This window comes from Butyricicoccus sp. AM05-1 (assembly GCF_003474415.1).
Taxonomy (GTDB): Bacteria; Bacillota; Clostridia; order Oscillospirales; family Butyricicoccaceae; genus Agathobaculum; species Agathobaculum butyriciproducens.
On the sequence record NZ_QUDG01000018.1, the window covers coordinates 26526 to 33465 of the forward strand.

A 6940-nucleotide genomic window follows, 5' to 3' on the forward strand; every position below is an offset into this window, starting at 1 on the left:
AAGCTATTGTATCGAAAATCAGAGCGGATTGCAAGTCTAATTCAGAAAGGGGAGCGAAAATGCTGATTTTAGTGACCGGCGGAGCGGCTTCGGGCAAGTCGGAGCACGCGGAACGGCTGTTGTGTGAAAAAGCACAGAGTCGATTATATCTGGCGACCATGCAGCCGTTCGGCAAGTCTGCAGAGGCGCGGATTGCACGGCATCGGGCGCTTCGTGCGGGAAAGGGGTTCGCTACGGTGGAGAGAACACTTGATTTAGCGAATCTCAGGCTCTCTCAGCAATACGATGGAATTTTGCTCGAGGATTTGGGCAATCTGCTGGCAAACGAGCTGTTTGCGCCGGAAGGCGCAGGCGCAGAATCGGCGTTCGACAGCATTGTTGCAGGCGTGGATAATCTGCAAAAATACTGTGAAACGCTGGTTATCGTTTCCAACGAAATCTTTGCGGACGGCGTGCCGTACCCGCCGGAGACCATGCAGTATATCCGGATTTTAGGAGAACTGCACCAGAAATTAACTGGGAAAGCAGACGCGGTATATGAATCGGTGTGCGGGATTTTACTGTCGGTAAAGGAGGGAAAACAGCCGTGAAAAGTGTAATCAGCGGACTTTTGGTCGCGTTTTCAATGTACTCTGCGATACCTGTTCCACAGGTGAACTGGGAAAAACAGACCATGCGGTGGGCACTTGGCTTCCTGCCGCTCATCGGTGTGCTGATCGGTGCGATAGAGTGGTTCTGGTTCGCGTTTTGCATGCATTTCGGCGCAGCAGGTGTGTTTTACGCTGTGATCGCAGCGCTGATTCCTCTGGCGGTGTCCGGCGGCATTCATCTGGACGGCCTGTGCGACACCTGCGACGCGCTGTGCTCGTTCGGTGACCGGGAAAAGCGGCTGAACATTCTCAAGGACCCGCACGTTGGCGCGTTTGGGCCGCTCTGGCTGATGGCATTCCTGCTGGCCGAGGTTGGCTGTTTTGCCCAGATTTACGACCGGCCTGTGCTTCTTCCGCTGGCATGCACAGGATTTGCTTTCGCACGGACAATGGGCGGGCGCAAGGTGGTTGCTTCACCGTGCGCGAAAGACAGCGGACTTGCACATATCTTTGCGGAAAACAGCGATAAACGCGCGGTATCGCGCATGTTAATTGCTGAATTTGTTCTGTTTGCGGTGCTTCTCGGATTGTGGATATACCGCGTGCCGCACGCGCTTGCTGCGGCGAAAGTGCTCGTTATCGTGCTCGTTGCGTGGTATGCTGTGCATGAGCACATAAGCCGCCGCGTGTTCGGCGGTGTAACCGGAGACCTGGCGGGATTCTGCATCTCGCTGTCGGAACTGATCACGCTTGCGGCAGCAGCGATTGGAGGACTGATTTTATGACCGTGCTCATCATTGGCGGGGCATATCAGGGGAAACGAAAAGTTGCCGAAAACCTGTATGCAGACCTGCCGAGAATTGAAAATCTGCACGAAATTGTGCGAAAAATGCTGAAGGAAGACAAAGACCCGCTGTCACTCGCAGATACGCTGTGCGGACACGTTATCACCTGCGATGAGATCGGCTGCGGCATCGTTCCCATCGACCGTGCGGACGAAAACTGGCGTGAAACGGTTGGTCGCCTGTGCTGTGCTTTGGCACAGAAAGCAGATGCAGTCGTGCGCGTGATCGCAGGCGTGCCGCAATTCATCAAAGGAGAACAACCATGACGATAACCCTTGCCGTGCTGCTCGGCTTCGCGCTCGACTGGCTGCTCGGAGACCCGAAAAAATTGCCGCATCCGGTATGTGCGGTCGGAAAACTCATCTCAGCGGCTGAAAAAGTACTGCGCCGCATCTTTCCCGCAACGCCCGCGGCACTGACATTCGCCGGAATTTTACTCTGGCTCATCACCTGCGGTATGAGCTTTGCCGTGCCGTTTTTCCTTTTGCGCTGGCTGTATCATGTGAACTTCTGGCTCGGTTTTACCGCCGAAACGCTGCTCTGCTGGATGATTTTCGCACGAAAAAGCCTTGCGGACGCCGGTTATCATGTCTACGGCGCGGTTAAACAGTCGCTCGAGGAGGGCCGCAAGGCCATCGCGTGGTACGTCGGCCGCGACACCGCAGAGCTGTCCGAGGAGGGCGTTGTCAAGGCCGCTGTTGAGACCGTGGCTGAGAACCTGACGGACGGTGTGGTCTCGCCGCTCGTGTTCATGCTCATCGGTGGAGCGCCGCTCGGCATGCTGTACAAGGCGGTCAACACGCTGGATTCCATGGTCGGCTATCATAACGAAAAGTATGAGTATTTCGGCAAGTTTTCGGCAAAAATGGACGATTTTTTCAACTTTATCCCTGCCAGACTGTCCGCCCTGTGCATGATCGCCGGTGCCGGAATGCTGCATCTCGATAACCGAAATGCGCTGCGGATTTACCGCCGAGACCGCAATAAGCACAAAAGTCCGAACGCTGGTCAGACCGAGTCCGCGTGCGCGGGCGCGCTGCACATCCAGCTCGGCGGCGATGCCAGCTACTTCGGCAAAATCGTTAAAAAAGCCGCCTTCGGTGATCAGATGCGCCGTGTAGACCGCACGGATATTCTCGCAGCGGTCGATCTGATGACGGCGGCAAGCGTGTTTGCGCTGGTGCTGTGCTGTGTAATCCGCCTGATCGTAAAAAGTTAGGATGCTATGCGGGAGAGAAAACTCGCATTTGAAAGGATGAAAAAATGCTTAATTATGTCCACGGCGGCGATATCCAAACCTACATCGACCGCCACGGCTTCGCGCCGCTCGACCTGTCCGCGAACATCAATCCGTTCGGCATACCGGACGCGGTACGCGCGGCCATGCACAGGGCTGTGGATAACTGCACGCAGTATCCCGACCCGTTTTGCCGCGCCGCGCGGCAGGCGATTGGTGCGAGAGAAGGCGTCAATCCGGATTTTCTGTACTGCGGAAACGGTGCGGCGGATGTGCTCGACCGTCTTGCGGCGGTGCTGAAACCGCGCAAGGTGCTGCTCACCGCACCGACCTTTGCGGAGTACGAGCGCACGCTCTCAGGTGCGGAGATTCGGGTGCATAATCTGCGGAAAACGGACGGTTTTGCGCTCACAGAACGTATTTTGGACGAGATTTCACCGGATTTGGATGCGGTGTATCTCTGCAATCCGAACAATCCGACCGGGCGAACCGCCCAACCGGAGCTCCTGCGGGAAATCGTTCGGAAATGTATAGAAAACGGCGTAAAACCGGTTGTGGATGAGTGTTTCAATGACTTTCTGGAGGACGCCGCGCAGCACACACTGAAAGACCTGCTGGAATCCGATCCCGGCCTGATCATCCTGCGCGCGTACACGAAAATGTACGCCGTGCCCGGTGTGCGCTTCGGCTGGTGCATGACGGCGGACGCGGCGCTGATTGAGAAATTATACCATGCCGGACAGCCGTGGAACGTGTCGGTCATCGCGCAGGCGTGCGCCGTCGCGGCGGCAAACGAGCCGGACTGGGCCGCTGAAACCGCCAAACGCATTGCAGAGGAACGCAGGTTTTTATCCGACGGACTTGCCGCCCACGGACTGACCGTCTTTCCGGGCGAAGCCAACTTCCTGCTGTTCCGCTCAAACGATATCGGATTGCACAAGAAACTCGCTGAACACGGCATCATGATACGAAACTGCGATAATTATCGCGGACTTTCGGCGGGATACTATCGCGTTGCGGTAAAAACGCGAGAAGCGAGTGAGCGGTTACTGCAAATCATTACTAATTATACCCAATGTGAGGTGTAAAATGGCAAAGACAATCATGATACAGGGAACGTGCTCGAATGCAGGCAAAAGCCTTCTCTGCGCGGCCCTGTGCCGGATTTTCCGGCAGGACGGCTACCGCGTTGCGCCGTTCAAGTCACAGAACATGGCGCTCAACTCGTTCATCACGGCGGACGGCAGGGAGATGGGCCGCGCACAGGTCGTGCAGGCCGAGGCGGCGGGTATCGCGCCCGATGTGCGCATGAACCCGATCTTGCTCAAGCCGACAAGCGACGTTGGCTCGCAGGTCATCATCATGGGCGAAGCGCAGGGAAACCGCACCGCGCGCGAATATTGGGGGCATAAAAAGGCGCTTTTGCCCATTATCAAGGACGCATTTGACAGCCTTGCCGCCGAGAACGACATCATCGTGATCGAGGGGGCGGGCAGTCCGGCGGAGATCAATCTCAAGCAGGATGATATTGTCAATATGGGTCTGGCGAAGCTGGTGGATGCGCCTGTTCTGCTGGTCGGCGATATAGACCGCGGCGGCGTGTTCGCGTCGCTGTACGGCACGGTCAAGCTGCTCGATGAGGACGAGCAGGCGCGCATTCACGGTCTCATCATTAACAAATTCCGCGGTGACGTGGAGATTCTGCGGCCGGGTCTGACGCAGCTCGAGGATTTGACCGGCAAGCCGGTCATCGGCGTGGTGCCGTACGGTCATTTTGACATCGACGATGAGGACAGCCTGTCCGAGCGTCTGGACGCAAAGGCTGCTCCCGCACTGGTGAACATTGCGGTGGTAAAGCTGCCGCGTCTTTCCAATTTCACGGATTTTTCCGCACTTTCACGTGTATCCGGCGTGAGCGTCGCGTACACGGACAAACCGGCACAGCTTGCCGGAGCCGATCTGATTATCCTGCCGGGCACCAAGTCCACGCTGGCAGACCTGCGCTGGCTGCGCGAGAGCGGCATGGAGGCGCAGATTCTCAAGGCGCACGCGGCAGGCACACCGGTTTTCGGCATCTGCGGCGGTTACCAGATGATGGGACGCACGGTGTCCGACCCGGACAATACCGAGGGCGGCGGCAGTCTGCGCGGCATGAATCTGCTGCCGATCGACACGGTGTTCCGCCCGAGCAAGACCACGACGCAGACGCGCGGCGCGCTGCTTGAGATTGACGGCGTGCTGTCCGATTTGAGCGGTCTGGCGGTCGAGGGCTACGAGATTCACATGGGCGAAACCATGCGCGACGCGAGTGCAAAGCCGCTCGTTCGATTGCTTCGCAGGGAAGGCGAAATCGAGGACGGCTGTCAGACGGGAAACGCCTTCGGCACCTATCTGCACGGCGTGTTCGATGCGCCGGAGGCGGCGCTGCGGACGGTGCAAGCACTGGCGAGAAAGAAGGGCGTGACGCTCACCGGTGAAGCGCTCGACACACACGCCTACAAGGAGCAGCAGTACGACAAACTGGCGGATTCGGTGCGAAAATCGCTCGATATGGAACAAATTTATCGCATTATGGAGGGGAAAGCATGACAGGACTCATTCATATTTACTGCGGCGACGGCAAGGGCAAGACTACGGCGTCGGTCGGACTGGCGGTGCGCTGCGCGGGCCGCGGAAACAAGGTCGTGTTCACGCAGTTTCTCAAAGATGGGACCTCGGGTGAATGCCGCGTGCTGGCGAAATTGCCCGAAGTGACCGTGATGGCGGCAAATCCGGTCGGCAAGTTCTCCTTCCGCATGACGGAGGCGGAGAAGCGGGAGACAGCGGACGCGCTCACCCGCACCTTCGATGCGGCAACCGGCTTTGCCGTGCGGGAGCACGCGCGGCTGCTCGTACTGGATGAGGTCTGCGCGGCAATCTCGTGCGGCTTTCTGGATGAGAAAACGGTCACGGACTTCCTCGAGACCAAGCCGGATGACCTCGAGGTTGTACTGACCGGACGGGGTCCGTCCGAAGCGCTGCAGGCACACGCGGACTATATTACAGAAATGAAAATGCAGCGGCATCCGTTTGAAAAGGGCATCGCTGCGCGGGAGGGAATCGAATTTTGAACGGATACATGAAGCCGCAGGACATCGAAAAGCGGTCGTTTGAGATCATCACCGCCGAGCTGGGCGAGCGCACGTTTCCGGCGGGCATCGCCGAGGTAGTCAAGCGCGTCATTCACACCACGGCGGATTTTGACTATGCGGACAGCCTTGCGTTTTCGCCGGACGTGATCGAAAAGGCAAAAGCCGCGCTTGCGGCAGGGGCGACGGTGGTCACCGATACCAATATGGCGCTCTCCGGGGTGAGCAAGGTGACGCTGGCAAAGCTCGGCGGAAAGGCGGTCTGCCTGATGGCGGACGAGCAGGTGGCGAGCGAGGCCAAGGCTCGCGGTGTCACGCGGGCGGTCGTTTCGATGGAGCACGCCGCCAAATTGGAAGGCCCGCTCATCTTCGCCATCGGCAATGCGCCGACTGCGCTTATCCGTCTGCATGAGTTGATTGAGGAAGGCATTGTCGCGCCTGCGCTCGTCATCGGCGTGCCGGTCGGATTTGTCAACGTGGTCGAGGCGAAGGAGCTGTTCATCGGCGGGGACACGCCGTATATCATCGCGCGAGGCCGCAAGGGCGGCTCGAATGTAGCCGCGTCCATTGTCAATGCGCTGCTCTATCAGATGGTACATCGAGAAGGCTTTTAAGCAGGAATTAGGAATTGCGTAATGGGTTGGCTGACCGGCGGCGGTTTTTCTCGGCACTCGCTTTCCGGTGCACACGTACCGTGCAGCGGTACGCTCTTTCCGGGCGGAGAGTATTGCCGCAGGCGCACAAAAAGGAGGAAACCAACGGTTTCCTCCTTTTTGTGAATCTTCCTCTTGCCCTTGGATAGCTTGGACGCAGATGGTAAACTGCGTAAGCATAGCAAAGGGGAACGACAGTGGGGTTGCATTTGCGTAGGGGCAGACCAATGTGTCTGCCCATTTCTCTGCCTATACGCAGTGTCAGATACCTTTGTGCTGCATATGTGGGTGAATCCACGCAAGCGCGGCACAAGGTGAATGGTTTGTGTAGCAGTACGTTATCCGAAATGCGAAAAGGTGTTATACCACGCGGAAGAAAAAATCCTCTGCCGTTCTCCTTTTCCACGCTTACGCAGTCTACCATCTGCACCCAAGCCCTCTAAGGGAAAGGTAGGAGTTCAAAGAGGAAGGAAAACCGTAGGTTGTC

Annotated in this window: 8 protein-coding genes; all 8 read left to right on the forward strand. The window is 57.6% G+C overall.

Going from position 1 to position 6940, the window contains the following annotated elements; all coding sequences use genetic code 11:
- Positions 1-59 precede the first annotated feature (59 nt).
- From DW088_RS14980 to DW088_RS15015, 8 genes are read left to right on the forward strand one after another with little or no spacing between them, the layout of a single operon-like run.
- Positions 60-590: a bifunctional adenosylcobinamide kinase/adenosylcobinamide-phosphate guanylyltransferase gene (locus DW088_RS14980; RefSeq protein ID WP_118361804.1), complete on the forward strand. Its 531-nt coding sequence runs from the start codon at positions 60-62 to the stop codon at positions 588-590.
- Positions 587-1375 carry an adenosylcobinamide-GDP ribazoletransferase gene (locus tag DW088_RS14985; RefSeq protein ID WP_118361806.1) on the forward strand — a complete coding sequence of 263 codons (789 nt, stop codon included), beginning with the start codon at positions 587-589 and terminating at the stop codon, positions 1373-1375. Before DW088_RS14980 ends, DW088_RS14985 begins: the two co-directional genes overlap by 4 nt.
- Positions 1372-1701 (forward strand): bifunctional adenosylcobinamide kinase/adenosylcobinamide-phosphate guanylyltransferase, encoded by a 330-nt coding sequence (locus DW088_RS14990; RefSeq protein ID WP_118361808.1) that lies wholly within the window; start codon positions 1372-1374, stop codon positions 1699-1701. Before DW088_RS14985 ends, DW088_RS14990 begins: the two co-directional genes overlap by 4 nt.
- Positions 1698-2654, forward strand: a complete 957-nt coding sequence (gene cbiB / locus DW088_RS14995) for an adenosylcobinamide-phosphate synthase CbiB (protein WP_118361810.1) — start codon at positions 1698-1700, stop codon at positions 2652-2654. The genes DW088_RS14990 and cbiB overlap by 4 nt, the downstream gene beginning before the upstream one ends.
- Positions 2655-2698: 44 nt before the next feature.
- Positions 2699-3760, forward strand: coding sequence for a pyridoxal phosphate-dependent aminotransferase (locus DW088_RS15000; protein WP_118361812.1), 1062 nt, complete (start codon positions 2699-2701; stop codon positions 3758-3760).
- 1 nt (position 3761) lies between these two features.
- A complete protein-coding gene (locus tag DW088_RS15005) occupies positions 3762-5261 on the forward strand; it encodes a cobyric acid synthase (RefSeq protein WP_118361814.1) in 1500 nt (499 codons plus the stop codon).
- Positions 5258-5782, forward strand: coding sequence for a cob(I)yrinic acid a,c-diamide adenosyltransferase (locus DW088_RS15010; RefSeq protein ID WP_118361816.1), 525 nt, complete (start codon positions 5258-5260; stop codon positions 5780-5782). Before DW088_RS15005 ends, DW088_RS15010 begins: the two co-directional genes overlap by 4 nt.
- Before the next feature lie 8 nt (positions 5783-5790).
- Positions 5791-6414 (forward strand): precorrin-8X methylmutase, encoded by a 624-nt coding sequence (locus tag DW088_RS15015; RefSeq protein ID WP_118361818.1) that lies wholly within the window; start codon positions 5791-5793, stop codon positions 6412-6414.
- Positions 6415-6940: the final 526 nt, after the last annotated feature.